General features: G+C 50.0%; 22 protein-coding genes. 8 read left to right on the top strand and 14 right to left on the bottom strand.

The genetic code is table 11. The features are described 5' to 3' along the window. Nucleotides 1-33 precede the first annotated feature (33 nt). The 3 genes from JTN23_RS01970 (at nucleotide 34) to JTN23_RS01960 (ending at nucleotide 3,733) form a co-directional block, all read left to right on the top strand. Complete coding sequence (locus JTN23_RS01970; RefSeq protein WP_247231991.1) at nucleotides 34-900, top strand: glycoside hydrolase family 16 protein; 867 nt, start codon at nucleotides 34-36, stop codon at nucleotides 898-900. A gap of 139 nt (nucleotides 901-1,039) precedes the next feature. Next, nucleotides 1,040-1,864 carry a glycoside hydrolase family 16 protein gene (locus tag JTN23_RS01965; protein ID WP_247231990.1) on the top strand — a complete coding sequence of 275 codons (825 nt, stop codon included), beginning with the start codon at nucleotides 1,040-1,042 and terminating at the stop codon, nucleotides 1,862-1,864. 30 nt (nucleotides 1,865-1,894) lie between these two features. Continuing rightward, entirely contained in the window at nucleotides 1,895-3,733 is a 1,839-nt protein-coding gene (locus JTN23_RS01960) for a DNA polymerase III subunit gamma/tau (protein WP_247231989.1), read from the top strand. Nucleotides 3,734-3,743: 10 nt separating this feature from the next. Here JTN23_RS01960 and coaE read toward each other — a convergent pair whose 3' ends face one another. The 6 genes from coaE to nusB form a co-directional block, all read right to left on the bottom strand. Further along, entirely contained in the window at nucleotides 3,744-4,352 is a 609-nt protein-coding gene (gene coaE, locus JTN23_RS01955; protein WP_247231988.1) for a dephospho-CoA kinase, read from the bottom strand. A gap of 5 nt (nucleotides 4,353-4,357) precedes the next feature. Beyond that, complete coding sequence (locus JTN23_RS01950) at nucleotides 4,358-5,053, bottom strand: YbbR-like domain-containing protein (RefSeq protein ID WP_247231987.1); 696 nt, start codon at nucleotides 5,051-5,053, stop codon at nucleotides 4,358-4,360. A gap of 70 nt (nucleotides 5,054-5,123) precedes the next feature. Continuing rightward, on the bottom strand, nucleotides 5,124-5,426 hold the full coding sequence (gene yajC, locus JTN23_RS01945; protein ID WP_247231986.1) for a preprotein translocase subunit YajC: 303 nt from the start codon (nucleotides 5,424-5,426) through the stop codon (nucleotides 5,124-5,126). A 49-nt stretch (nucleotides 5,427-5,475) separates the two neighbouring features. Beyond that, nucleotides 5,476-5,925, bottom strand: coding sequence for a DUF1573 domain-containing protein (locus JTN23_RS01940; RefSeq protein WP_247231985.1), 450 nt, complete (start codon nucleotides 5,923-5,925; stop codon nucleotides 5,476-5,478). 14 nt (nucleotides 5,926-5,939) lie between these two features. Then, nucleotides 5,940-6,242: a YtxH domain-containing protein gene (locus JTN23_RS01935; protein WP_247231984.1), complete on the bottom strand. Its 303-nt coding sequence runs from the start codon at nucleotides 6,240-6,242 to the stop codon at nucleotides 5,940-5,942. An 80-nt stretch (nucleotides 6,243-6,322) separates the two neighbouring features. Next, nucleotides 6,323-7,552: a transcription antitermination factor NusB gene (gene nusB / locus JTN23_RS01930; RefSeq protein WP_247231982.1), complete on the bottom strand. Its 1,230-nt coding sequence runs from the start codon at nucleotides 7,550-7,552 to the stop codon at nucleotides 6,323-6,325. Between the two features lie 327 nt (nucleotides 7,553-7,879). Between nusB and JTN23_RS01925 the strand changes: the two genes are divergently transcribed. Next, nucleotides 7,880-9,661: an ABC transporter ATP-binding protein gene (locus JTN23_RS01925; RefSeq protein WP_247231980.1), complete on the top strand. Its 1,782-nt coding sequence runs from the start codon at nucleotides 7,880-7,882 to the stop codon at nucleotides 9,659-9,661. A 19-nt stretch (nucleotides 9,662-9,680) separates the two neighbouring features. On the opposite strand, the gene JTN23_RS01920 is transcribed toward JTN23_RS01925, so the two are convergent. From JTN23_RS01920 to JTN23_RS01905, 4 genes are all read right to left on the bottom strand, one after another. Continuing rightward, nucleotides 9,681-10,784 carry a mandelate racemase/muconate lactonizing enzyme family protein gene (locus tag JTN23_RS01920; protein WP_247231978.1) on the bottom strand — a complete coding sequence of 368 codons (1,104 nt, stop codon included), beginning with the start codon at nucleotides 10,782-10,784 and terminating at the stop codon, nucleotides 9,681-9,683. 176 nt (nucleotides 10,785-10,960) lie between these two features. After that, complete coding sequence (locus tag JTN23_RS01915; RefSeq protein WP_247231976.1) at nucleotides 10,961-12,094, bottom strand: amidohydrolase family protein; 1,134 nt, start codon at nucleotides 12,092-12,094, stop codon at nucleotides 10,961-10,963. A gap of 44 nt (nucleotides 12,095-12,138) precedes the next feature. Next, a complete protein-coding gene (gene ispF, locus JTN23_RS01910; RefSeq protein ID WP_247231974.1) occupies nucleotides 12,139-12,621 on the bottom strand; it encodes a 2-C-methyl-D-erythritol 2,4-cyclodiphosphate synthase in 483 nt (160 codons plus the stop codon). A gap of 214 nt (nucleotides 12,622-12,835) precedes the next feature. Continuing rightward, nucleotides 12,836-14,077 (bottom strand): M16 family metallopeptidase, encoded by a 1,242-nt coding sequence (locus tag JTN23_RS01905; RefSeq protein ID WP_247231972.1) that lies wholly within the window; start codon nucleotides 14,075-14,077, stop codon nucleotides 12,836-12,838. Nucleotides 14,078-14,193: 116 nt separating this feature from the next. Here JTN23_RS01905 and JTN23_RS01900 point away from each other — a divergent pair, with 116 nt between their 5' ends. Together JTN23_RS01900 and JTN23_RS01895 are read left to right on the top strand one after the other, a co-directional pair. Continuing rightward, nucleotides 14,194-15,318 (top strand): tetratricopeptide repeat protein, encoded by a 1,125-nt coding sequence (locus tag JTN23_RS01900; RefSeq protein WP_247231970.1) that lies wholly within the window; start codon nucleotides 14,194-14,196, stop codon nucleotides 15,316-15,318. Between the two features lie 30 nt (nucleotides 15,319-15,348). Next, nucleotides 15,349-16,053, top strand: a complete 705-nt coding sequence (locus JTN23_RS01895; RefSeq protein WP_247231968.1) for a sulfite oxidase-like oxidoreductase — start codon at nucleotides 15,349-15,351, stop codon at nucleotides 16,051-16,053. A gap of 70 nt (nucleotides 16,054-16,123) precedes the next feature. Here JTN23_RS01895 and JTN23_RS01890 read toward each other — a convergent pair whose 3' ends face one another. From JTN23_RS01890 to JTN23_RS01880, 3 genes are all read right to left on the bottom strand, one after another. Further along, entirely contained in the window at nucleotides 16,124-16,810 is a 687-nt protein-coding gene (locus JTN23_RS01890; protein WP_247231966.1) for a metal-dependent hydrolase, read from the bottom strand. A gap of 203 nt (nucleotides 16,811-17,013) precedes the next feature. Next, nucleotides 17,014-17,391, bottom strand: coding sequence for a hypothetical protein (locus tag JTN23_RS01885; RefSeq protein WP_247231964.1), 378 nt, complete (start codon nucleotides 17,389-17,391; stop codon nucleotides 17,014-17,016). A 17-nt stretch (nucleotides 17,392-17,408) separates the two neighbouring features. After that, entirely contained in the window at nucleotides 17,409-18,611 is a 1,203-nt protein-coding gene (locus JTN23_RS01880) for a TlpA family protein disulfide reductase (RefSeq protein ID WP_247231962.1), read from the bottom strand. Nucleotides 18,612-19,431: 820 nt separating this feature from the next. Here JTN23_RS01880 and JTN23_RS01875 point away from each other — a divergent pair. Continuing rightward, nucleotides 19,432-21,165 (top strand): PQQ-dependent sugar dehydrogenase, encoded by a 1,734-nt coding sequence (locus JTN23_RS01875; protein WP_247231960.1) that lies wholly within the window; start codon nucleotides 19,432-19,434, stop codon nucleotides 21,163-21,165. A 33-nt stretch (nucleotides 21,166-21,198) separates the two neighbouring features. Beyond that, on the top strand, nucleotides 21,199-23,163 hold the full coding sequence (locus JTN23_RS01870) for a right-handed parallel beta-helix repeat-containing protein (protein WP_247231958.1): 1,965 nt from the start codon (nucleotides 21,199-21,201) through the stop codon (nucleotides 23,161-23,163). Between the two features lie 190 nt (nucleotides 23,164-23,353). On the opposite strand, the gene JTN23_RS01865 is transcribed toward JTN23_RS01870, so the two are convergent. Continuing rightward, nucleotides 23,354-24,289 carry an amidohydrolase family protein gene (locus tag JTN23_RS01865; RefSeq protein WP_247231957.1) on the bottom strand — a complete coding sequence of 312 codons (936 nt, stop codon included), beginning with the start codon at nucleotides 24,287-24,289 and terminating at the stop codon, nucleotides 23,354-23,356. Nucleotides 24,290-24,297 lie beyond the last annotated feature (8 nt).

The following is a 24,297-nucleotide window of genomic DNA, read 5'->3' as shown; positions in this document are numbered from 1 at the left end:
TTTACTAATAACACCAATTCACCCTTTATCCTTATGAAACGAATAATAGTACTTAGTGGCGCCTTTTCTTTACTATCACTATTGCTGGCCTTCCGCGGAAACGAAACAAATACCTTACCATCCCTGGTGACCACTCCTGGTCCGGCCAAAGAATATACCTTCAGCAGTACGCCCACGTGGAGTGATGAGTTCAGTTATAAAGGAAAACCTGATCCGCAGAAGTGGAGCTACGACCTGGGCGGACACGGCTGGGGCAACAATGAGTTACAAAACTACACCGATAGATTGGAAAATGCCCGGGTAGAAGACGGAATGCTAATCATCGAAGCCCGTAAGGAAGCCTCCGCCAACCGCCAGTACAGCTCGGCGCGGCTGGTAACCAAGGGCAAGGGTGACTTCAAATACGGCAAGTTTGAAGTACGGGCCAAGCTACCTACCGGCCGGGGTACCTGGCCGGCCATCTGGACGCTGGCGAGCCAAAGTACCTACGGTGATAAGTTCTGGCCCGACAACGGCGAGATCGACATCATGGAGCACGTGGGCTTTGACCAGAACCGGGTACACGGCAACATCCACACCAAAGCCTTTAACCACTCCATCAAAACCAACAAGGGTAACAATGTAATGGTAGAGGGAGCCTCCGAGGACTTTCATGTGTACAGCTGTGAGTGGACGCCCGATCGGGTGACGGTGCTGGTAGACGGCAAAGACTACTTTACTTTCCGAAAGGAAGCTCAGTACGGCTGGCAGGAGTGGCCCTTCGACCAGCCCTTTCACCTGCTCCTGAACATAGCCGTCGGGGGTAACTGGGGTGGTCAGAAAGGCGTGGACGAGACGGTCTACCCACAGAGAATGGTGGTGGACTACGTGCGGGTATATGAGCTGGTAAATAAGCAGTAGGACTAGCATCAGGAGTAGAGTGGACGGCCACAACCAAGGGACATTTGTATCCTTCTAAAATATGGCACGATTAATGGTACAGCAACTTCAAGGAGCTCTTTCATTCCATTGAAAACACCTGTATCACTCACTATATTTGATGAAGATCCTACCTCTACTCTACTCCTGCTCACTTGCACTACTCATTATATCCTGCAAAGAGAAAGAAATAACCAGTTCCGACAACTATACCTTTAGTAGTACGCCCACGTGGAGCGACGAGTTCAGCTACCAGGGTAAGCCTGATCCGGAGAAGTGGGACTACGACCTGGGCGGACACGGCTGGGGCAACAACGAGCTACAGAACTACACCGATAGACTGGAAAATGCCCGGGTAGAAGATGGTATGCTCACCATTGAAGCCCGTAAGGAAGCCTCCGGCAACCGCGCCTACAGTTCAGCCAGGCTGGTCAACAGGGGCAAGGGCGACTTTACCTATGGTAAGGTGGAGGTACGGGCCAAGCTCCCCAGCGGAAGGGGTACATGGCCCGCCATCTGGGCGTTGGCAAGCCAGCAGTCATACGGCGAGCAGTTCTGGCCCGACAATGGTGGTATGGATCTGGTTGCGCACGTAGGTTTTGATCAGAACCGGGTGTATAGTAATGTCCATACAAAGGCCTTTCCTACCAGAGGTAATAGCATGGTAATCAAAAGTGCCTCCTCTGACTACCATATTTATACCTGTGAATGGACCCCCGATCGTATCACTTTAAAGGTAGATGGAAAAACAAATCTTACCTATAAGCGGGAAGAATCATATCGGTGGCAGGAGTGGCCCTTTGACCATCCTTTTCACCTGATTCTTAATGTGGCTATCGGAGGTACCTGGGGCGGCGAAAAGGGAGTGGACGACAGTATTTTCCCCCAGAAAATGGTCGTGGATTACGTCCGGATTTATGAGCTGATCGACAAGAAGAAGCTTTGAAAATCCACGCCGCGGCAGTAACTTGCAGCCATGGAGCATTTTGTCGTATCGGCACGAAAATACCGCCCGGTCACCTTTGATTCGGTGGTGGGGCAATCACATATTACTACTACCTTAAAAAACGCAATCCGTACCAATCACCTGGCGCAGGCCTTTCTGTTCTGCGGTCCGCGTGGGGTTGGTAAGACTACCTGTGCCCGTATTCTGGCCAAAACCATCAACTGCCAGAACCTGGGTGATGATGTAGAGTCGTGCGGTGAGTGTGAGTCATGTGTGAGCTTCCAGAATAATGCTTCCTTTAATATTCACGAACTTGATGCGGCGTCTAACAACTCCGTAGAAGATATCCGTAACCTCATTGACCAGGTCAGGTACCCACCCCATACCGGTACGTATAAGATCTACATTATTGATGAGGTACACATGCTGTCGCAGGCGGCTTTCAACGCATTCCTGAAAACGCTGGAAGAGCCCCCTAGCTACGCCATATTCATCCTGGCTACTACCGAAAAGCACAAGATCCTGCCCACGATCCTGTCGCGCTGTCAGATCTTTGACTTCAACCGCATCCGTTCTACCGACATTGCCGACCACCTGGACAGAATCGCCCAGAAGGAAGGCATTCAGGCCGAACGCGAAGCCCTAGAACTCATTGGTCAGAAAGCCGACGGCGGACTCAGGGATGCGCTCTCGATGTTTGACCTGAACGTAACGTTCTCGACCGGGAGCCAGCTCAGCTACCAGGCTGTACTCGAAAACCTGCACATACTCGACTACGACTACTACTTCCGGGTGACGGATGCGCTGATGGAAGGTAACGTAGCCAGGACGCTGGTACTGTTTGATGAAATAGTACGTAAGGGCTTTGACGGGCACCTGTTTGTGGTAGGTCTGCTGGAGCACTTCCGCAACCTGCTGGTGTGCAAAGACCCGGCTACCATACCGCTCTTACAGGTATCTACGGCTGCCCACCAGAAGTACCTGTCGCAGTCGGCCCAGGCACCGATGAGCTTCCTGCTGTCGGCCATGAGCGTGGGGAGCCAGTGCGATATCAACTACAAGGCGGCCAAGAACCAGCGCCTGCACGTGGAGCTGTGTCTGATGAAGCTGGCGAACCTAAGCCATGTCCTGAATCTTGACAATCTGGTAGCCGTTGACGAAACGGCAAAAAAAAAAGATGAGCCTCGCCAGCCGGTAACCACCGAGCCGGCCCCTCCGGCTTACGCCAAAAGCAATGGTAATGGTACGCCCGCCCCTGTGGCTATTCCTCCGATGCCAGCCCCCCCTGTGGCCCCGGCTCCCGTAGCCACTACTCCAGCTATGCCCGTACCCGCCCCATCCGTTCAGGGAGTAGCTACGGCAGCACCTCCTGCCCGACCCGTAACGAGTAAGCTACGGAGTACCATGCAGCTCCTTACACCTACCCTTTCCGAAGATCATATCCGGGAAACAGTACCCGTTAAAGAAAGCAGCAGCCCCCAGTACCTGCATCCGGAAAAGACTACTCCGCTTACCGTAGAAAATTTGAATGCTGCCTGGAAGGAATTTGCGGAAATACGGAAGCAGGAGCGTGATTCTATTACCGAAGAAGTAACCCTGAACCGGGAGGTAGAGCTGGATGGTACTACTATCCGTATGGCGCTGGATAATGACCTGCAGAAAGAGACCATGCAGTCACTGAGGGGAGACCTGCTGACATTCCTGCGTCATCGCTTTCAGGAGTCATCCCTGAACATAGAGCCGCGGGTAGCTCCGCAGGAAGTAAAGCGTATGCCTTACACGCCACAGGAGAAATTCAACTACATGGCCGAGAAAAACCCCTACCTCCGGGAGCTGCAGCAATCGCTGGGACTGGACGTTGATTTCTAAGGGGTACTGATCAGTACCCCCGCTTTTCCAGAATCAGTTGATGAAGGTGTAGTACCTGCGGAATCAGGGCGGTGGAGTCGTCGTTGTAGATAACGAAGTCGGCAATCCGAAGGCGCTCTTCGTCAGGTACCTGCCGCTGCATAATCGCCCGTATCTCTTCATCCGAGCGCTGGGGATCGCGTTTACGGGTGCGCTCAAAACGAAGCTGCACCGGCGCATTCACCACCACTACGTAGTCAAGGGTATTTTTATCGCCGGCTTTATTCATAAGAGCCGCCTCACGAACTACGTAGGGTACCTGCGCGTATCGGGCTATCCACCGGTCCGAATCAGCAAATACGCGGGGGTGTACAATATGATTCAACTTATTGAGCAGTACCGGATCACCAAAAACGCGGGAGGCCACGTAGGCACGGTCGTAGGCACCGGCCGTAGTATAGGCCTGCGGCCCCAGTAACGCTACCACTTCCTGCCGCAGCTGGGGATCGTGATTGGTAAGCCAGCGGGCCCGCTCGTCTGCCTCGTAGACAGGTACTCCCAGACAAGCCAGGATCCGGCAAACCACACTTTTGCCGGATCCGATCCCTCCTGTTATACCTATCTGCAGAGGCTTGTCCATAGTAGCTAGAGCGCAGGTATGGGCCGGAGCAACTGGGCTACTTCAAAACTCACCAGTACTCCCCGATCACTTACTGAAACCAGCGGATGCGCCGGCAGCGGCACGGGCAGCGTTTCGTCGTAGTTGTTCTGGATACGGCGGGCCGGTACCTGCAGCACAATAGTATCCGGGTACTGCCGGATTACAGAGGCCGGTCCGGTTACTGTGACTTGTGACGGAGACAGGTTAATAAAGCTCGATATCACATAGCCGTTGTTCATGCTGATGGATGAGCTATCCACCCGTACCGGAATAGTACGGCTCAACTTCCGCTCAAAACCAATCTCAAAGGTATCGGCTACCACATAGTTGACCCGCATACCCGGAAACTGCTCCACGATCTGATCCGTCAGGGATGTAGAGTTAATGAAGCTTGCCGTCAGGGGATTGGTCACCCGGTACTCTACCGGCCGCGCATTAAAGTTAAACCACGACTTTCGGAGTAGATTCCAGCCATCTCCCGATACATTGACAGATACCGTATTGGGAAGAGGCTGCACAGGAATATAGGCAGAATCGTTATAGACGAAGTTGATGGGGTAGCTGAGGCGCAGGGAGTAGTTGTCCTTGTTGAGCGCGTTCATCAACCAGAAAAAGGTAGCGGCCAGCAGGCACACTACAATGGTCTTAAGCTTGCCAGCCCGTGAAGTAGGATTGTTCAAAACTCTTTAAGATAAGTCCCAACGGGGGTTGGAAGAGGGTGGTATAAATAGTATCTCTACCAAAACCCGATCAGGCCGTAACCGTACGAGCAATGGCAGATTTCTCAAAAGTCATTTTGATCCCTTTGTCCAGTTCAAGGGTTACGGTGGTGGCTTCTACACTGTAAATCTTACCGTGCAGACCTCCTATGGTCACGACGCTATCTCCTTTTTTCAGGTTTTCCAGCAGTTGTTTTTGCTCTTTTTGCTTTTTCTGCTGCGGACGAATCATGAAAAAGTAAAACACGCCGATAATACCTACCCACATGACGATCTGATAGATCATAGCCTGTGAGCCACCGGGTTGTGCCTGAGCCAGAAGTGAAAGTTGCATAGTACGATGGATTAACTCTAGTCGTTATTTCGGATAATTGAATTCTTATTTACTGCTGAGCCAGCGTCGAATCCGGCACACTCTCCACAATACCCTGGAGTCGGAGCTCGGATATAGCCGGCTCGGTATTAGCATACACGGTTACCGTCTTGACCTGAGGACCAGGCTTGCCTTTGCTGTTGAAGCGTACCATGATGCTTGATTCCTGGTTAGGAGCAATGGGCTCGCGTGGCCACTCCGGAATAGTACATCCGCAGGAGGCGGTTACGTTGTTGATGATCAGGGGGAACTCACCGGTATTGCGGAAGCTGAATTTCTTCTCCACCACTTCCCCCTCCTTGATCGTACCAAAGTTATAGGCAGCACTATCCGTCAGAGCCAGAACCGGCATTTTATCCCGTAGCTCATTATTACCTCCCTTGCTGCTATCGCTTCCCCCACATGATAGTACTGATCCTCCCAGACCCAATGCCAATAGGGCAACTAGTATTCTTTTCATAAATCAGTGTACGATCAATGGTTCTGACTTTTGATCTGGGCCATCAGGCGATCCACATCTTCCAGCAGTCGCTCGGCCTTTTCGCGGGCATCGCTTACTACGCGCTCGCCTTCGGCTTTGGCCAGGCTATCCGGTAGATTCTTTCCTTCTATCAGGTCAGCGATCAGTTGTTCGAGCTCCTCCCGGTATTTGGAAAGACGGTACGACAATCGGTCACGCATTACTTCTCCTTTATCAGGTGCATACAGCAGTCCCAGCGCGGCGCCAGTAGCGCAGCCAGTCAGGAATGCCAGTAAGGTACGGCTAGTTGAACTCATGGTTATATTGATTACAGTTTTTAGTTCGCTGCTATAAATTAACAATACTCTTCCCAATGTTCCAATTCGGAAGGGTACTCTTACTTATTATCAATCAGTCCTCGTCCGCTCTTCTTAATGATTCCCTGCGCTTTAAGTTTTTCGGCCAGTACATCCAGTACTCCGTTTACAAACTTTCCGCTTTTGGGTGTACTGTACCGTTTGGCAATCTCGATGTACTCGTTGATGGACACCTTCACCGGTATGCCGGGGAAGTAAATCAACTCAGCCAGAGCGGTTTTCATGATGATCATGTCCACCAGGGCTATGCGCTCCAGGTCCCAGTTTTTCAGCTGGTCATTAAGATATGCTTCATACTGCTCATCATTCTCGATTACCCGGCGGAACAGTTCTTCCACGAAGAAACGATCTCCGTCCCAATCATCGGTAAGAGTAGCCAGCTGAAGTTCTCCGTTTTTCTCGGTTGATTTTAAAGTTTTGATAGCAAGGCTACGAATGAGCTCACTGTGGTCTACCCAGTACAGGTCCCGCTGTTCGAAGAATTCAACAGGTACCTCATGCTTAAGGATGATCTTGCGCAACACATGCTGGGCCATTTCGTAATCTTCCTCCGCAGTGTGCCTGTTCTTTTTGCAATACTCTATGTACTCTTCGTCTTTACGCAGTGCTTCGCGGTACGTTTTACGTACTGTCGCCATATCATTCCCCCAGCTGATTCCGCGCCGGATCACCTCCTGCTGCAGGGGTTCATGATTCTGCAGTTTCAGGATTACTACGTTATTATCCAGGCCCGACTCCATTGGAAAATCTGATTCCGGATCCACAAATTCCCGCTCCCGGTCCATTTTGGACAAGTGCCCTAACTCAACCATCAGAAGCAGTACAAGCAGAAATTCATCGTAGATTGACTCCGTCTCGTCCAGTACCCGGCGTACCATTTTCTGACGATCCAGTTCGGTCTGTTTCTTGTATCCGTTAAAGAAAGGATAGATACCCGCTACTTTCTCGCGCTTGGGATCAGCCTTCTTTTCGTATCCATTGTACACCTTACGGGCCGTTTGGATAACGTCATAAGGAATATCTTCGTCCTCGTTGGGTTGGCCGTTCCTGATGATCTCATCAAAGGTCATAACGGCAAGGCGCTTCAGACCCTCCAGTTTCTCACGGTTCTGAGGTTCCATGGAGTTGAGGTCGGGCGCATACGCTTCGGCAATATCATCAATGGCTACCAGACGATTGGCATCAGCCGCTAACCGGCTGGCATACAGGGCCTGTACAGCCTTGGTTCGTAATAATCTTCTATTCAGCATCTAACCGGACTACTATTGGTAATTGAATGTGGCAGTAAAGCAAAGAACGATGTATGTTTTAAAAAAAGTAGTTCACAATTCCTTACTTCACTTGTACCTTTACTGTGAACAAAACACAGGCAACGACAGATTGGTTACTTAAGAACCCCGATTGCCTGACTACTTCAGATAATTCTAATTATCTGCAAAATTAGATTTTTTTGTTCACAATCGGAAGATACTCCCACTCTAGGGGGGTTATTTTTGCAACGATTTAGGATTTATCTGTGTTAGAAACCCGTTAATGGACAAGCGGATTTTTGTCCCTGCTCCTCAAATACTATTTACGTGAAAGCACTGGCGTACCTCAACAAATACTTTATCAAATACAAGTGGTACCTGATATTAGGCACTGTATTTACTATTATTTCCAACCTGTTTGGGATCATACCGGCTCAGCTGGTACGCTACGCGCTGGACCTGGTACGCGAAACGCTGGATATCTACTACCTCTTTGACGGGGCAGCCATCCAGAGCCGGATGTATGATGTATTCCAGAACGCCATTCTGCTGTACGGACTCCTGATCCTGCTCATGGCGCTGCTTAAAGGAATCTTTCTGTTCCTGGTACGTCAGACCATCATCGTCATGTCGCGGCATATTGAGTATGACCTCAAGAACGATATATACGAGCACTACCAGTCGCTGCCGATGAGCTTCTACCGCCGGCACAACACGGGTGACCTCATGGCGCGTATTTCGGAAGATGTCAGTAAGGTACGTATGTACGTGGGGCCGTCGCTGATGTACGGTATGAACCTGATCGTACTGTTCATACTGGTGATTACCTACATGCTAACGGTAAGTACCAAGCTGACATTTTACGTACTGCTGCCCCTGCCCCTGCTGTCGGTAAGTATCTATATTGTAAATAGCATTATCATAAAGCGGTCGGAAGAGATTCAACGTCAGCTCTCCAACCTTTCTACCTACGTGCAGGAAGCATTCTCGGGTATCCGGGTTATCAAGGCGTTTGTGCAGGAAAAACATTCGATCCAAAATTTCAGGAAGGAGACCAAGGACTTCAAGGACAAGTCACTACGACTAAATATGGTAGATGCGTTGTTCTACCCGCTGGTACTCCTGCTCGTAGGATTGAGTAACGTACTGGTGGTGTACGTAGGTGGGCAGGAGATCATCAATGGCAACCTGACTCCCGGCAATATCACGGAGTTTATCCTGTACGTCAACATGCTGACCTGGCCCGTGATGGCCCTGGGCTGGACTACCAGCCAGATCCAGCGGGCGGCGGCTTCGCAGGCTCGTATCAATGAGTTTATGGAAGAGAAAAATCATCTGGTGTCGGAGAAGAACCTGCGTACACCGGTTCAGGGAGCAATTTCCTTCCAGAACGTGGGCTTTATATATCCCGACTCAGGTATCCGGGCACTACATGATTTTAATCTGGACATCGCGGCCGGCGAAACGGTAGCCATACTGGGTACTACCGGCTCGGGCAAAAGTACCCTGGCTACACTGGTTACCCGCCTGTACGATCCGACGGAGGGAGCTATTCTGATCGATGGCCAACCGATCAAAGACTACGACGTGCAGTACCTGCGTCAGCAGATGGGCTACGTACCGCAGGATGTATTCCTGTTCTCGGATACTATTACCAACAACGTCCGCTTTGGTTCGCCGGATATTTCGACGGATAAGATTGAGCAGGCGGTGAAGGATGCTGACCTGTACCAGAACATCGTAGACCTTCCCAAAGGCTTTGACACGCGGCTGGGTGAGCGGGGCATTACGCTATCCGGCGGGCAGAAGCAACGCCTTTCCATTGCCCGCGCCATTGCCCGCGACCCTAAGATCCTGATCCTGGACGACTGTCTGTCCGCCGTAGATACCAATACCGAAAATATCATCCTGAACAACCTGAAGCGGATCATGGACCATCGCACGTCCCTGATCATCTCGCACCGGGTGTCCTCGGCCAAGCTGGCCGACCGGATCATTGTACTGGACGATGGCAAGATCGTAGAGCAGGGTACCCACACCGAGCTCATGGAGAAGAATGGCGTCTACCGCGAACTCTACGAAAAACAGCTTCAGACCGAAGAGGTATAGCCCAGCCAGGTAAAGTCTGCTACTTTATCTCCACCCGCTCCATCCGGCTCAGGTACTCCTCGTCCATGTCCGCTCCGTGACCGGCCCTATCGGGTAGTTCGAGCCGGTAATGATCGTGGTAGTAGGCACCGCCCAATACAGGGTCTACGGCATGCTCAAAGGGTGAGTCCAGATCGTAGAACCGGATGTTGCTACGCGCTGAGGCCAGATGCGCGTTGGCCGTAATGGCCAGCCGACTCTCGGACATACAGCCTATCATACAGGGTATACCCGCCGCTTCGGCGATAGCATTTATCTTGAGGGCATTGTTGATACCTCCACTTTTTGAAAGCTTAATGTTAAAATAATCCACGGCGCCCATCTGCGCCAGGCGAAAGGCGTCGGTATGGGTAAAGAGCGACTCATCAGCACAGATAGGTACGGGTGAGTTCTGCCGCACCCGCGCCATATCTTCGTAGTTCCAGTGCTTCACCGGCTGCTCGCAGTACTCCACATTCAGACTGGCTACGGCCTTTAGTACCTTCACGGCCGACACGTAATCCCAGCCCTGATTCGCATCCACCCGTATCGGTAGTTCCGGTCCGATGGCTTCGCGGATAGCCTTTACCCGACGGATATCGTCAGCGGCATTGGTACCCAGCTTTACCTTGATCGCCTCCGCGCCCCGGGCTTTGATCTGCACCGCATCAGCCGCCATGGCTTCCGGAGTACCTATGTATATGGTCTCGTCGGTGGTGATGCTGCGCTTCTCTCCTCCCAGGTACTGATACAGGGGCATCCGGGCCCGCTTGGCTGCCAGATCGTACAAGGCCATGTCAAAGGCGCTCTTGCAGGTATAGTTGCGGGTCAGGTACCGGTCCAGCGCGGCTAGGCAACCCTCTATATCCGAAGCATTGCGTCCGATGAGCAGGCGCGCGAAATCCTGAGCAGCGGCAAAGCAGGTCTCCTGCGTTTCACCCACAATCATCCAGAAGGGCGAGCCCTCTCCTATTCCGTAGGTACCCTCTTCGGTGTGAATCTTCACTACTATATTCCGCGACTCCTCAATGGTACCAATGGCAATGGTTACGGGAGCTTTGAGAGGTATGTTCAGCTTGTAGATTTCGATACGGGTGATGATCATTTATTGAGTGATTGTGTGAATGAGTGAGTGGAATTGAAGGGCCACCGTAGTGGTGAATAACCGGTTGAGCGGAATTAGATGGTCCTACTGTAAACTAGTAGAGACGCAATATCTTGCGTCTCTACTGGCCCATTGTCAGCCTAAAGCATATAGCTTACTGCCTAAAGCCCGAACTATCAGTTCGGAAACTGGGACTTATCTATTCCGGGGATGATCTTGAGAGCGTTTTTGTAGTAGACCTTCTTGAGTACATCATCCGAAAGCCCCAGCCCGTACATCCGCCAGAAGGCATGGTACTTTTTGTGGTAGGGGAAGTACTCATCCTCGGTTTCGAGTACCCGGAAGTAGGTAGTATACTCCGAAGGTACCCAGCTGTCCTTGCCGAACAGAATGCGGTCCTGCCACTTATCGAAGAATTTTTTTCCGCTGCGGGGCTGACGGCCCAGCTCAGCTATGACCGCTCCGATCTCTACGTACATATTGGGAAATACCTGCATGAGGCTATCCAGTTTGCGGAGGTCGTTAGCGTACCAGCCCATGTGGGCGTTGACAAAGGTAGTTTTGGGATGTTTGCGAAATACATCGTGCTGCTCCCCGATCAGGTCTTCAAAAGGAGCCGGATCGTTGGCGTCACGCTTGCGGTTGGGGTGCGTCTTCAGCTCCAGCCAGCGCTCATTGTAGCGGTCCAGCGGGTCCCAGAATGAAGGTACATCGGCCGTATGAATTAGCACAGGTATACCCAGTTGGCCACATTTGGCCCATACCGGGTCCAGACGCGGGTCATTGACCTTTACCCGGTTGCCCTTGTCATCCCGGATACCACTAAAGCCCAGACTCTTGTATATCTTAAGCCCTTTGGCTCCCATTTTTACATCCTCTTCGAGCTGCTTCACGGCATTAGCCGTCCAGTCGGACGAACCGAAGCCTTTGAACTGCAGGTTGGTAAAGATGGTCAACCGCTTGGCCTGATTATTCTTTTTTACGTTGTCCAGTGAGCCCTTCAGGTGAGCGGTCCCTTCGTTCCACTCCTGGTACCAGCCCCGGCCGCTCAGATTTACCATCACAGCCATATTCATACTATCCATCTGCGCCACCAGGTGGTTCACATCCTGATCGGCCATGCGCATCTGGTGGTTGTGTACATCTATAAAAGGAAACTTAGCCCGGCGGACTACGTGCTCCTCTACCTTCAGGGTAGAGACCGGGTCGTATTCTTCAAAGCCTAGTGGCTGCTCGGGCCTGGTTGCGGTTTGCGCTACTACTCCCTGAACAACTCCCAGGGCGAGCGACAAAAACAAGAGTTTCTTCATGTCAATAATAAAGGAAAGGCTATGGTGGTTTAAGATTTCATTAATTAAAGCTTATAGATCAAAGCTACACAATGGGCAGCTATACCCTCTTCCCTACCAACAAATCCCAGGTGCTCCGAGGTAGTAGCCTTGATCGAGATGGCCTCTTCGTCCACCCCCATTACTCCGGCCAGACACGCCTTCATAGCCGGTATGTGCGGGTTCAGCTTGGGTTGCTGCAGTACTACCGTTACATCCACATTGCCTACTTCGTAGCCCTTGTCACGGATCATCTCCAGTACTTTGGCCAGTAACAGTTTACTATCTACCCCCTTCCACTGCGGATCTTTGTCGGAGAAATGGTACCCGATGTTGCGCATATTGGCGGCTCCCAGCAGGGCATCACACAGTACATGGCACACCACGTCCGCATCGGAGTGGCCTTTGGCACCGTGGGTATGCGGAATAAGTATACCTCCCAGCCAGAAAGGACGGCCTTCTTCAAACTGGTGCACATCGTAGCCTTGCCCTACGCGGAAAGGAATCATACTGTAAAATTAAATGGTAAAGAATGGGACTAAGATGTAGAACCGGCTCTTACCCGAAAGGGCACAACCAGGAAATCTACTCTGCAAAATGGGAAGATCCAACTGAAAAGACAACAGCCGGAGGCAGTATGTGTGGCAGTAGGCCATAAAAAGCAGCAACTACCGGTTAAGAAGTACCGGTAGTTGCTGATGTATACTATAAAGAAGTAGGCTTTTAGTTAGCCTCGGCCCGGTAGTACAGCGTCGAGCAATTGTCGGGACGGAGTACCGTACGGGCGGCCTGGTGAATGGCCTCGGCATCTACCGTTCTGATCTTGTCGGCATCTTCGTTGACCCATTCAGCGTTGCCGGCGTTGGCCGCGAAGGCCAGGTTCATAGCCCGGTTCAGGAGCTCTACTTCTGAAAAAGCCAGGGTAGCCTCTGACTGATTTTTTACCTTACTTACCTCATCGGGCGTTGCACCATTCTGTACCAGGTCATGGATCAGCTCATTGACGGCCGCATCGGCCTCTTCCAGCGAAACACCTGGATTGAGGAATCCGCGTACCAGAAACAGCCCCGGATCCAGTGAAGAGGTAATACTGGCGCTCACGCTGTTAAACAAGGGTTTTTCTTTTAGCAGGTGGCGATACAGCCGCGACGATTTACCTCTGCCCAGGATATCACTCAGCAGGTCGGCCGCAAAAAAACCTTCCTCAAAGCGTCCGGGCATGTGCCAGGCCTTGATAAGGCCGTTTAGAGGTACCTGCGCGGATGTTTCCAGGAATCGGGGCTCGTTCTGGGCGGGCTCCTTGGGCAACTGACGCACATAGGGCTCACCGGCTGGTATAGGACCAAACCATTTCTCCACCAATTGCTTTACCTGCTCCGGTTGTACGGCACCGGCCACTACCAGGATGGCATTGTTGGGGCGGTAAAAGCGGAAGAAGAAGTCCTGCACATCTTCCATGACGGCCTCTTCGATATGGGTAATATCTTTGCCGATGGTAGCCCAGCGGTAGGGATGTACCTTGTAGGCGAGCGGACGCAGCTTCAGCCATATATCGCCGTAGGGCTGGTTGAGGTACCTCTGCTTAAACTCCTCTATCACTACCTTGCGCTGTACTTCCAGTACCTTGGGGTCAAAGGAAAGACTCAGCATCCGGTCCGACTCCAGCCAGAGAGCCGTCTCGAGGTTGTCAGCCGGGAGGGTGATGTAGTAGTTGGTTATATCCGGGGAGGTAAAGGCATTATTCTCCCCCCCTACCTTCTGCACGGGTTCGTCGTAGCTGGGGATGTGCTGTGAGCCGCCAAACATCAGGTGCTCAAACAGGTGCGCAAAGCCGGTTCGCTTTTCATCTTCGTCCCGGGAGCCCACATTATACAGTATATTCACCGCCGCCATCGGTGTAGAATGGTCTTCGTGTACATACACACGCAAGCCATTACTCAAGACAAAATGTTCGTATCTGATCATGTATAGTAGTAGGAAATAAATGGTCTGAGAAACGCAGACCATATTTTTAACGTTATCAACAAAGCTAATGTTCCGGCCGTAATCAGCCAAATCCCTCTACAGCATTAACCATAGCCATGAATAAATCGCTCTACTCCATTTTATTTTTCCTCCTTTACCTCACTACCCTTACCCCTGCCCGCGCACAACTGCTCAATGATGCGGCCGGTATGAAATTGATTCAGGAAGGAATTGACCATATCTACAATTACGAGTTTGACGAAGCCACCCGGATCGGGCAGCAGGTAAAGGCCCGGTACCCCAACCACCCCGTTAGCTATATGCTGAAGGCTTTTCAGATGTACTGGCAGTACCTCCCCATCCAGACCAACAAGGCCAGGTCACAGGAGTACCTCACTACCCTGGACCAGTGCCTGGCGGCGGTAGTGAAACAGTACGGTAAGGAAAGTACCAACCCGGAGGCGGTGTTTTTCACCATGGCAGCCCATGGCTACCGCGCGCTGATGTTTAACTACCAGAATGAGCTCATCAAGGCAGCGACGGAAGCCAAAAGCGCCTATAATGCCCTGATGGCGGGTATGAAGCTCACGGACCAGAACCCCGAATTTTATCTCACAACCGGCATGTACAACTACTATATAGAGGTATATCCTAATGAGCACCCCATCGTCAAGCCGATTATGTTTTTCTTTAAGAGCGGCAACAAACCGCTGGGCCTGAAGCAGGTAGATACGGCTACGCGCGTAGGGGTGATCACCCGCGCCGAAGCCTGTTTTTACCTGGCGCGTATCTACCTAGAGCAAGAGTCACGGCCCGACCGGGCTATGGTATACAGCGGTAAGCTCAATAGCCTGTACCCCCAGAACCCGGTGTACAAAATGCTGCACGCCGAGTCGCTGCTACTGGCCGGACGGTACGACGAGGCCACCGATGAGGTCAACTACCTGAAGCGCTACACCGGCGGATTTTATCCGATTGCGTGGCATACTTTTCGGGGCCTGATCGAGGAAAAAAAAGAAGGAGATATGGCCCAGGCACAACGCGAGTACCAGGCGGCTCTGCGTACTCCCTACGACGAACAGTTTACGCGTGAGTACCACGCCATGGCCTACGCGGGTCTGGCTCGTCTGGCCGACCGGGCGGGTAATAAGGCCCAGGCCCGGAGCTACTACAAAAAGTGCCTGGATATAACGAAGTACAAGTCCATCATCAAAGAAGTCAAGGCCTATCTGAATAAGTAGGTAGCTGGTCATCCTTATAATACATAGCATATGGAAGCAAATAATAAGTTTGATAAAATAGTGGAGGCCCGGATGAAGCTGAAGGCCCGGTTTGAGGAGAAGATGAAATTGACTCCCTCCGTGGCCGACGACCGTCCGCTGGGTACCGGACCTGCCAACCGACACGGGATGCCCCAGCTGCCCGTGGGGCAGTACCAGACCCAGAAGTGGCCTGTGCTGGACCTTGGCTACCACCCCGACGTCTCGCTGGAGCGCTGGCGGCTGACCATTAATGGCGAGGTGGAAAACCCGGTAGTACTCAAATGGGAAGACTTCATGGCTCTGCCCCAGACGGAGGATGTCAGTGACTTCCACTGCGTCACCACCTGGTCACGTATGGATGTACCCTGGGTGGGTGTCAGGCTTATGGACCTGGCGGCGCTGGTGCAGCCCAAGGAGACGGCTACGCATATCATGTGCTACGGCTACGATACCTACACGACCAATATCTCCCTCGAAGAAGCCCTGAAACCCGATGTACTACTGGTGCATACGGCTGATGGCGCGCCTCTTTCCTTAGAACACGGCGGACCGGCACGAATGATTGTTCCCCAACTGTACGCCTGGAAGGGCTCCAAGTGGATCAAGCGCATCCAATTTTTGAAGGAAGATAAACCGGGCTTCTGGGAAGAGCGCGGCTACTCCAACACCGCCTACCCCTGGCGCAACGATCGGTACAGCGACGATGATGAGTAATAAAAGCAGCGAAGGCGGGCTCATCCGCCTTCGCTGCTTTTGTGTATAGTATATTTAAGTACCCCCTACCCTACTGCTGCATCAGGTGGAAACCTCCGACCGGCAGCAGGTGCAGGTCCACACTTTTCTCCTCTGCCAGCTTTACAGCCTCTTCTTTGTTTATCTTGATGTAGGGGAATGTATCATAATGCATACCGAATACCTTCTTTGTATCCAGCAGCTTGGTAGCCCGTAGCGCATCGTGTATATCCATGGTAAAGTTGCTACCGATGGGCAGAAAAGCAAAGTCTACCTTATACTGCTCCCCAATAAGCCGCATATCCGAATACAGAGCGGAATCACCGGCAAAGTAGAAGGTATACCCGGCCAGTTGGATCACGTACCCAATCGCACTCCCCCCGTAGCTGCCGTCGGGCAGGCTGCTCGAGTGGAAGGCCGGTACCATCTGCACCATACCAAAGTCAAATGTCCACTTCCCGCCCGTGTTCATGGGGTGCAGCTTATCTACCCCCTGCTTACCCAGCCACTGCGTTATCTCAAAAGCCGCCACCACGGTAGCCCCCGTCCGCTTAGCTATATACACCGCATCAGCTACGTGGTCTTCGTGTCCGTGTGAGATGAGGATATAGTCGGCCTCAATATCATCTATATTAATATTTGTCGCCAGCTGGTTAGGCGTAATGAACGGATCAAACAGTAATCGGAAATGAGAGGTCTCAATCCCGAAGCAGGAGTGTCCGAAGTAGGTAATTTTCATGGTAAAGGTTTTGGTTAAATGATAAAATGGTAACATAAAATCACTTTTTTAACCAAATACGGAGGTGAAGGTTTGAGGAGCTACATACCATACACACCAACTCGTCCCGCTACCAACCCGGAACAAGGGGCGCATCGCCGCCGGTACCAGTAGTAGGCATGGCGTGTTTAATTGCTCCGCCTGAGTGAAGTGTTCCTGCCCTCCTATTCATTTCTTTTAATAGCATTTATTTCAATACGCTGATTATCTTCTATGAAATCAAACTGGATGTAGATGCGCTCCAGGGGCTGGTTGATCCCGCTGAGGTAATAGTACCAGTGTCTGATTTTGGCAATTTCCATCTGATTCTCCGTGTTGATGATACGGGCGAAGTGCTGGTACTTGTTGCCGGTGGTATCAATGGGTACCACACGGCAGCGCTCGAAGGTCCGGGTGCGGCCCACATTCTCGAGGATGCGGATGGAAATCAGTTCTTCCGGGGCTTCCTGAACGTGCACCCGGCCATGTCCGGGAGGGAAGTTGCCTTCCGGGTCAGGGCCTGGTATACCACTACCGCCCAAGTAGTATAAGAAATGACACACACTTCATTGAACATGATTCATTGTTTCAGGTGTTTCAGGATAATCTGTTCAACTTCGCTTCCTGTTTTAGATAAATAGCCGGAAACTGTATAGACAATCATTCCCTGCTTATCGATGATAAACAAAGCAGGTGAGCCATGAACATTATAAAGCGGTTGTATCGATTTGCCCTTATAAACGCTGGGCATGCTGATGAGTCTGTTTTTCAAAAACATCTCCAGGCGGTCCTTTTTCGGATCATCTATCGTGTTGACGCCAACAAAAGCAACCTCATTTGAAGGGAACTTTTCATGGAATGCCTGCAGTGAAATCATTTGCTGCTGGCAGGGGGCACAGGCTTTGAACCAAAAGTCCATTATGACAATTTTGCCTCTAAGATCAGCCAGTGCTAGTGTATCGCCGCTGATCAGGGGCAACTTCCAATTGGGGGCAGGCGAACCGATGGGTAACAACTCATCTTTGGCGTATTCTTCCGAAGGGTCGTAATTCTTTTCGATGCGGTAGTTGGATAGTTTTTCCCGGCTGAACTGGTTAACTTCAAGTGGCGCACTTTTCATACCCCTGATCGATTGATCAAAAATCTGCGTTTCTTTCACTTTCCCAACAATTGATGTTAGGGTGATGACCGTTCTTATGGGAAGAAACGATTTGGCAGATATATAATAGCTAACCTTAGAAGTTCTCAGTGAATCTCCCGGATAATCAACAGTCAACTTATAGCATTTTTCGCCTAAGAAATGATCCAGGAGCAGATTGCGGATGTACTGAGCAGAAGACGGCAGGTTGAAGTCTTGAAGAGCTCGATTGGTATTGATTAGATAAGTAGGCTCTGAGTTCTCAAGCTGTTCCTTTATCCTACCGGAGTAAGTCTGCTTACCGGTTACTTCAAGAGTTTCGCCAATGACGGTGAAAAGATTATTGCCATCATATATCTGCTGATGATAGCCATCTTTTCTAAACGAAGCTACCTGATAATTCATTACTGAGTCACCAGGAGTCTTTTTGAAGAAGCATTTTGTTGTATACTCTGTATAAGATGAGTCATCATCTGCGACGTGTTTGGCAATCCTATTGTGAAACGTAAACTGACATTGGTCCAGTTGTAGGACAGCTTGATTTACTTTATTCAAAACATCGGTGAGGCTTATGTCCTGAGCCCGGGTTGTTGTTGGAAAAACCAACCAGCCTGCTATTGCCAATCCTAACAAAGTCTTCATCATGCGTTTCTGCGCATTTAAATACATTATGAATAAATATAAATTACAGAAAATGAGTGAGGCTGTATTCTTATCGCCGAATTGCTGGTACGCGCCCTTCACATCTGCGGCCAAGTTAAGAGATAGCCAGCGCTATTTCTTGAACTGAATGCTAAATTTTATCCTACGGTCTTACAGGCTAGCTAGGTTGAGCTTCTACTTCTTCAATCTGGGATTAATTTGGTGGCCTATAAACCTGTTAGAGCGGCCCTCTATATGTATTCTAAGGGTCGTTTTTAGTTGACTTGCAACAAAAAAGTAAACAAAAAATGATGCTGCTAATCTTTTGAGCTTTAGTAGTTTCTCCACTAGAGCAGGTGTACAGTAGCCTGGGCTAGAGTCTAATCTTTATCTATTGTACCTCTCCTTCGGAATTAACGGCTATGATACTCATACAAATAAGGAGCTTAATGGGCTAGCCCGGTATATTCATAGAGCAGTGCATTAGATCCAAAAGTCTGCTTCTTTATGTCAGTCCGAGCGGAGCAGCCACCGCTGTGGTCGAGGACGAGTAGGGCTTCGACCGCCAGGCGGGAGGCGATCCTCCGGGAGGCGATCCTCCGGGAGGCGCCCCTCCGGCCCTGTCCGCTCAGCCTGACACATCTAATCGTATGCTTTATTGCTCTATTCACTTGTCAATAGTAACAGGGAATGGTCTTTCCATGGCCCCGCAACAGCGGACCGTCACAATTTTTGATGCTCTTCTACCTGGTATTTGCTTTGATATTCCTAAGATAGTAAATCAAGCTGAAAAACAGCTTTATACAGCATCCAAGAAAGTAAAATGAATATATCGAAAGCCTACTTTTTCAGACTGATATGCATTTTCATAGCGAGTGCATTCCTCTACGGCTCTGTTCAAAAATCAACCATCCCGGCAGGAAGTGTTGACAATGGCGGTCTTTTCCTCCCCGACGGCTTCGAAGCGGTGGTTGTGGCAGACCATATTGGCCGGGCCAGACATCTGGCCGTGAATGAAAATGGGGACATTTATGTGAAACTTACTAATGCGAAGCAAGACTCCGGAAATGTAGCTATCCGCGACAGTAACAACGACGGTAAGGCTGACCGTATAGCCTATTTTGGAGATTACAAAGCGGAGAGCGGTTATGGCCCAACGAGCATGAGAATTTACAATGGCCATATTTATTTTAGTACAAAAGGTGCTGTATATAGGCAAAAATTAACACCAGGAAAACTAGTACCCGAAAGCAAAACAGAACTTGTACTTACAGACTATTATAAAACGGAGCATATTGGCAAATCGCTTGCTTTTGACGACAATGGACACATGTATGTCAACTTTGGGTCAATAAGTAATAATTGTCAGATTGATAACAGAATTCCCGAAAGCCCAGGTCAATATCCGTGCGCTGAACTTACTGAACATGCCGGCATATGGAGATTTGATGCCAATAAACTTGATCAAACTCAAAAAGACGGAGTCAGGTATGCCACCGGACTTAGAGACGGGATAGCTATGGACTGGAACCATGCAACCAACACGCTATTCGCCGTAGAACACGGCAGAGATGGATTGCACCAAACATGGCCATCCCTGTATTCAGAATGGGAAAGTGCCATGTTGCCTTCCGAGGAATTTTTTGAAGTGAAAGAGGGAATGAACGGCGGATGGCCATACTATTATTACGACCAACTGCAGAACAAAAAAGTAGTATCTCCCGAATACCGTGGTGTAGATTTGACAAAGGAAGTAGATAAACCCGCCAATCCAATTATGGGCTTTCCGGGACATTGGGCTCCGAATGATCTTTTCTTTTATACCGGCAACCAATTTCCAGACCATTATAAAAATGGTGCTTTTATCGCTTTTATAGGTTCAAGTAATCGGGCCCAGTACCCACAATCAGGTTTTTTCATTGGTTTTGTTCCTTTCAAAAATGGTGCACCGTCAGGCTCCTGGGAAGTATTTGCTGATGGATTTGCGGAGAAGGAAATAATTGTGAGTTCATCCGAAGCGGCTCATCGCCCAATGGGAATAGCCATGGGTCCTGATGGCTCCTTATACATAAGTGATGCTGTCACAGGAAAGATTTGGCGAATCATGTACAAGGGAGGTAAAAAAAGCTTTGGGAAGGATCAGTTGAAAAAAATGGTAGATCGTAAACTGCTAACCCACCTCAGGACTCCTGATAAAATCAAAGATAACCTTGCCAAAGGTGTTGCGGACGAAGGGCAGAAAATCTATACTAATTATTGCATTTCATGCCATCAGAAAGATGGCATGGGGGACGGAAGTCGCTATCCCCAATTGGGAGGATCGGAATGGGTAACCGGAGATAAAAATAGGCTAATAACCGTATTGCTAAATGGGTTGAAAGGGCCAATTACCGTAAATGGGAAGCACTTCCATGGCGAGATGCCTAAATATGACTTTTTGAGCGATGCTGATATTTCAAAAGTAACCTCCTACATCAGAATGAATTTCAATAATAGCGCAAGTGCCATCCACGAAAAGGAAGTAGCTTCTGTGAGGAGTAAAATAAAGGGCAAATAATAGGGCAGAAATTATTTAAACACAACTACGATCATGTTTAGAATTTTTGATAAAATGAAAAATATAATCGTGGGATTCTCTATCCTACTCGTTCTTCTGCCACAGCTTTTACAAGCCCAGAATAGGGTTCAGGGACAAAATTTTATCGTTGAACCACCAACCCTTCAAAATTTGGGATTTGAATGGTATATCGCTGGTGACGACAACCGGAATGCTACCATACAAGTCGAATATCGAATCGAAGGAACGGGCAACGCATGGAAAAAAGGCATGCCTCTCCTTAGGCTTGGGGGCGAACATATTGAAAGAGCAGGAATCGATTATACCGTTCCCCACATGTTCGCTGGAAGTATTTTGGACGTCAATCCCGATACTAAGTATGAGGCGCGCTTTACCCTGGAAGATCCCGATGGGGTCGATGGGGAGGCGGTTAAAGTAGTCAGTGTTTCCACGCGGGCCGAGCCTGTGGCTGCCCGTGGAGGAAGGGTAAGACATGTGTATTCTCAATATTATACGGGTGTGAAAGAAGAGCCGAATTACCCGGGGCTGGTTTCTGCTTATGGCGGCTCTGTTAACACAAAGGGAGACTGGAATGTGGTGACCGAAGATATGGTGCAACCTGGTGATATCATTAAGATACACGGAGGACTGTATCAGGGGGTACTTCTCAACTACCCTGATTGGCACAACATACCCTTCGATGGGACGTATTTTTTCACGGCAAAAGGTACGGCGGAACGCCCCATTGTAATCGAGGCAGCGGGGGATGGTGAAGTCATTTTTGATGGAGCAGGCGCTGCTATTTTATTCAATGTCATGGCCACCGAACATCATATCTTTCAGGGGCTTACATTTAAAAATGCGGGGCGGGTTTTTGATGCCGGCCGTAAACGATTGGCGGGAGCAAGTGATCTGACTATTCGGAACTGTCGTTTTGAGAATGTTGGAGAGGGAGTCGTGACTGAATTCGCCGGTTCAAAAAACTTCCTTATCCAGGATAACGTCCTGCTTGGTCGCGATGACCGGTACAGATTGTACGGCTGGAACGCTCACCGCGAGGGCCTGATTCCCTACGGGACGCACCTATTGGATTCTTACTATGGGATCAAAGTGTATGGTTCCGGCCACGTAATCGCTCACAATTCCATTGCCTTCTTCCACGATGCCATTGGTGTATCGACTTACGGAACCCCAGAAAAAGAACAAGAACTGAAAGCGGTGTCGATCGATATTTACAACAACGACCTGCACCTCCTGGTCGATGATTTTATTGAAGCAGACGGGAGTGTACACAATGTGCGCGTCATGCGGAATAGAGGTGTGAATGCGGCCGAAAATGGAATAAGCGCCCAACCCGTATTCGGTGGTCCCGCCTACTATATCAGGAATATCCTCTATAATGTACCACAGGGAGGAGCGCTCAAAATTCACGGGGGAGTGCCGGGTCTCACCGCTTATCATAACACATTCATTTCGGAAAGCAATGCTGGTTCCAAATACCCGAATTCTAACTACCGGAACAACTTGATTCTTGGAACGGATGGTCCGGTAAACGTGGCGGCTTTCCCCTTTACCACTGCCTATTCGGTAGCTGACTACAACGGATACCGGCCCAATAGAGGTCCTGAGAGTCCTGAAAATCAATTTAGCTGGTTAGCACCTGATGGGAAGGTAGTTGGCTTCAAGACATTAAAGAGTTTGAACGAAGCGAGTGGTCTTGAAGCACACGGTATAACTGTCGATTACGACATTTTTGAAAATCTTCAAAAACCAGTCGTACCAGCGGTAGGTAGTATTCCTGGTCCTGTTTACCACGCCGTAGATCTTAATTTCAAACTTGATCCCAGGGGGAAAGCGGTAGATGCTGGCGTTATCATTCCAAACGTAAACGATGGCTTTAGCGGAAAAGCCCCGGATTTGGGGGCGCTCGAAGTAGGGAGTCCGGCTGTGATCTACGGAGCGCGCGGCCTTGATCCGGCTCATGAGTTCTACCGCTGATCAGGTGTTGCCCTACCGTATCATCACTTCCCTATACCGGATACGTTTGGAACTGCCCTCGGGCCCTTCAACCGTTAGGGTAATGACTGTTCGCACCTCTTTATTCTTAAATCGATAAATTGGACTCTGTTCCGTCGGGCTATCGCCATTGCCGAAATCCCAGGTCCATTTATTCAGGTCGATTTGTTTTTCATAACCTGTAAATATGATCTGCATTTTTGTGGTATATTTTGTGTAGCTCTTCATCAGAAAATTGTTCCGTAATTTTTTCAAAGGCTCTGGACCAGCTTTGGTAGGAGCCAGCCTTAAGTACCACGGGCCAATCCCCGGCAAAGACCAGGCGATCCATCCCGAACTTTTCGATGACATACAGGATGTAAGGTTTGATTTTCTCAACGGACCAATCCTGCCCAAAACGGGTGATAATCCCTGATATTTTACAATTTATGTTGGGCAGTTCCGCCAATTTCGCTATACCGTTTCGCCATGGCGTGGTATCTGCCTCGTCTACGTTCGGATTGCCCAGGTGATCCAGAATAAAGGTTGTATCAGGAAATTTTTTGGCCAGCTCAACCGCTTCGTCCATCAATGGTGGAGAGAGCAATAGGTCGAAACTCAGCTTATGGTTGGCCAGGGCCCTGAAGCCTGCTAGGAAATCACTGGAAGAGGCCGCATTTTTCGGAAAACCGGCCCGTATCCCCTTCACCAAAGGGAGCTCACAGAGCTGTTCCAGGGTTTCTTCCGTATCAGAGCCTTGCGAAAGATCCGCCCTGGCCACTATTCCCTTGATTTTTGGTTCGGATAGGGCCAACTGGCTGACGAGGTTAGCTTCCTTAAGACCCAAACCGGCGTCCGTCCCGCTTTCCATAAACACTATTTTTCCGATGTTCGAAGTTTTCGTAGCCTCTTTGTAATCCTGTAAATCGAAATTACGGTTGATGGTGGGCGAATTCTTTAGCCAACTGTAGGATAGATTGTTTAAATCGAATAAATGTACGTGTGTATCCGTTTTAGGTATTTTCTCTAGTCGGCCGTCCCTATTTTCGTAGGACCACAATGCCTTGGGTGTACATAGCGCACCTGTTGAAACACCAAGGATGTTTTTGGAGAATGTTCTTCTGTTCATGAGTCCAT

The organism is Telluribacter roseus (genome assembly GCF_017355915.2).
In the GTDB taxonomy this organism is placed as follows: domain Bacteria; phylum Bacteroidota; class Bacteroidia; order Cytophagales; family Spirosomataceae; genus Telluribacter.
Note: the sequence above shows the minus strand (reverse complement) of the source record. Positions and strands in the feature narration are given on the sequence as shown.

Bases quoted from the DNA above. Each gene is read 5' to 3' on its own strand.
- JTN23_RS01970 (WP_247231991.1), top strand. From the start codon at position 34: ATGAAACGAATAATAGTACTTAGTGGCGCCTTTTCTTTACTATCACTA.
- JTN23_RS01965 (WP_247231990.1), top strand. From the start codon at position 1,040: ATGAAGATCCTACCTCTACTCTACTCCTGCTCACTTGCACTACTCATT.
- JTN23_RS01960 (WP_247231989.1), top strand. From the start codon at position 1,895: ATGGAGCATTTTGTCGTATCGGCACGAAAATACCGCCCGGTCACCTTT.
- coaE (WP_247231988.1), bottom strand. From the start codon at position 4,352: ATGGACAAGCCTCTGCAGATAGGTATAACAGGAGGGATCGGATCCGGC.
- yajC (WP_247231986.1), bottom strand. From the start codon at position 5,426: ATGCAACTTTCACTTCTGGCTCAGGCACAACCCGGTGGCTCACAGGCT.
- JTN23_RS01940 (WP_247231985.1), bottom strand. From the start codon at position 5,925: ATGAAAAGAATACTAGTTGCCCTATTGGCATTGGGTCTGGGAGGATCA.
- JTN23_RS01935 (WP_247231984.1), bottom strand. From the start codon at position 6,242: ATGAGTTCAACTAGCCGTACCTTACTGGCATTCCTGACTGGCTGCGCT.
- nusB (WP_247231982.1), bottom strand. From the start codon at position 7,552: ATGCTGAATAGAAGATTATTACGAACCAAGGCTGTACAGGCCCTGTAT.
- JTN23_RS01920 (WP_247231978.1), bottom strand. From the start codon at position 10,784: ATGATCATCACCCGTATCGAAATCTACAAGCTGAACATACCTCTCAAA.
- JTN23_RS01915 (WP_247231976.1), bottom strand. From the start codon at position 12,094: ATGAAGAAACTCTTGTTTTTGTCGCTCGCCCTGGGAGTTGTTCAGGGA.
- ispF (WP_247231974.1), bottom strand. From the start codon at position 12,621: ATGATTCCTTTCCGCGTAGGGCAAGGCTACGATGTGCACCAGTTTGAA.
- JTN23_RS01905 (WP_247231972.1), bottom strand. From the start codon at position 14,077: ATGATCAGATACGAACATTTTGTCTTGAGTAATGGCTTGCGTGTGTAT.
- JTN23_RS01900 (WP_247231970.1), top strand. From the start codon at position 14,194: ATGAATAAATCGCTCTACTCCATTTTATTTTTCCTCCTTTACCTCACT.
- JTN23_RS01895 (WP_247231968.1), top strand. From the start codon at position 15,349: ATGGAAGCAAATAATAAGTTTGATAAAATAGTGGAGGCCCGGATGAAG.
- JTN23_RS01890 (WP_247231966.1), bottom strand. From the start codon at position 16,810: ATGAAAATTACCTACTTCGGACACTCCTGCTTCGGGATTGAGACCTCT.
- JTN23_RS01880 (WP_247231962.1), bottom strand. From the start codon at position 18,611: ATGATGAAGACTTTGTTAGGATTGGCAATAGCAGGCTGGTTGGTTTTT.
- JTN23_RS01875 (WP_247231960.1), top strand. From the start codon at position 19,432: ATGAATATATCGAAAGCCTACTTTTTCAGACTGATATGCATTTTCATA.
- JTN23_RS01870 (WP_247231958.1), top strand. From the start codon at position 21,199: ATGTTTAGAATTTTTGATAAAATGAAAAATATAATCGTGGGATTCTCT.
- JTN23_RS01865 (WP_247231957.1), bottom strand. From the start codon at position 24,289: ATGAACAGAAGAACATTCTCCAAAAACATCCTTGGTGTTTCAACAGGT.